This window comes from Bacillus solimangrovi, assembly GCF_001742425.1.
In the GTDB taxonomy this organism is placed as follows: domain Bacteria; phylum Bacillota; class Bacilli; order Bacillales; family Bacillaceae_N; genus Bacillus_AV; species Bacillus_AV solimangrovi.
In genome coordinates, this window is the sequence record NZ_MJEH01000058.1 from 1 (window position 1) to 1,762 (window position 1,762).

Here is a 1,762-nt window from a genome sequence, read left to right on the forward strand (position 1 = left end):
ACAAAAAGCGACACCAAATGTTCTTTGAAAACTGAACGAAATGAACACATTGTGCGAGCAAGTTTCAAACAATCTTTTATCGGAGAGTTTGATCCTGGCTCAGGACGAACGCTGGCGGCGTGCCTAATACATGCAAGTCGAGCGGATGAAAGGGAGCTTGCTCCCTGGATTCAGCGGCGGACGGGTGAGTAACACGTGGGCAACCTGCCTGTAAGACTGGGATAACTTCGGGAAACCGGAGCTAATACCGGATAATCAACAGAACTGCATGGTTCTGTTGTAAAAGACGGTTTTGCTGTCACTTACAGATGGGCCCGCGGCGCATTAGTTAGTTGGTGGGGTAACGGCCTACCAAGACGACGATGCGTAGCCGACCTGAGAGGGTGATCGGCCACACTGGGACTGAGACACGGCCCAGACTCCTACGGGAGGCAGCAGTAGGGAATCTTCCGCAATGGACGAAAGTCTGACGGAGCAACGCCGCGTGAGTGATGAAGGCCTTCGGGTCGTAAAGCTCTGTTGTTAGGGAAGAACAAGTACCAGAGTAACTGCTGGTACCTTGACGGTACCTAACCAGAAAGCCACGGCTAACTACGTGCCAGCAGCCGCGGTAATACGTAGGTGGCAAGCGTTGTCCGGAATTATTGGGCGTAAAGCGCGCGCAGGCGGTTCCTTAAGTCTGATGTGAAAGCCCGCAGCTCAACTGCGGAGGGTCATTGGAAACTGGGGAACTTGAGTACAGAAGAGGAAAGTGGAATTCCATGTGTAGCGGTGAAATGCGTAGATATATGGAGGAACACCAGTGGCGAAGGCGACTTTCTGGTCTGTAACTGACGCTGAGGCGCGAAAGCGTGGGGAGCGAACAGGATTAGATACCCTGGTAGTCCACGCCGTAAACGATGAGTGCTAAGTGTTAGGGGGTTTCCGCCCCTTAGTGCTGAAGTTAACGCATTAAGCACTCCGCCTGGGGAGTACGACCGCAAGGTTGAAACTCAAAGGAATTGACGGGGGCCCGCACAAGCGGTGGAGCATGTGGTTTAATTCGAAGCAACGCGAAGAACCTTACCAGGTCTTGACATCCTCTGACAACCCTAGAGATAGGGCTTCCCCTTCGGGGGCAGAGTGACAGGTGGTGCATGGTTGTCGTCAGCTCGTGTCGTGAGATGTTGGGTTAAGTCCCGCAACGAGCGCAACCCTTGTCCTTAGTTGCCAGCATTCAGTTGGGCACTCTAAGGAGACTGCCGGTGACAAACCGGAGGAAGGTGGGGATGACGTCAAATCATCATGCCCCTTATGACCTGGGCTACACACGTGCTACAATGGATGGTACAAAGGGCAGCAAGACCGCGAGGTTTAGCCAATCCCATAAAGCCATTCTCAGTTCGGATTGTAGGCTGCAACTCGCCTACATGAAGCCGGAATCGCTAGTAATCGCGGATCAGCATGCCGCGGTGAATACGTTCCCGGGCCTTGTACACACCGCCCGTCACACCACGAGAGTTTGTAACACCCGAAGTCGGTGGGGTAACCTTTATGGAGCCAGCCGCCGAAGGTGGGACAGATGATTGGGGTGAAGTCGTAACAAGGTAGCCGTATCGGAAGGTGCGGCTGGATCACCTCCTTTCTAAGGAAAAGAAACGCATCAACCTTCGGTTGAATGACGTTAAATAAAGACCTTCTCAATTATGAAGAAGGCACATTCGAGCCAATGTGATTCATTTCGTTCAGTTTTGAGAGAGCATTCTCTCTAAAAAAAAATATT

General features: G+C 52.2%; 1 rRNA gene. It reads left to right on the top strand.

Annotation, left to right across the window (positions count from 1 at the left end):
• Positions 1 to 76: 76 nt before the first annotated feature.
• Positions 77 to 1,624, top strand: a 16S ribosomal RNA gene (locus tag BFG57_RS15640).
• The last annotated feature ends 138 nt before the right edge of the window (positions 1,625 to 1,762 follow it).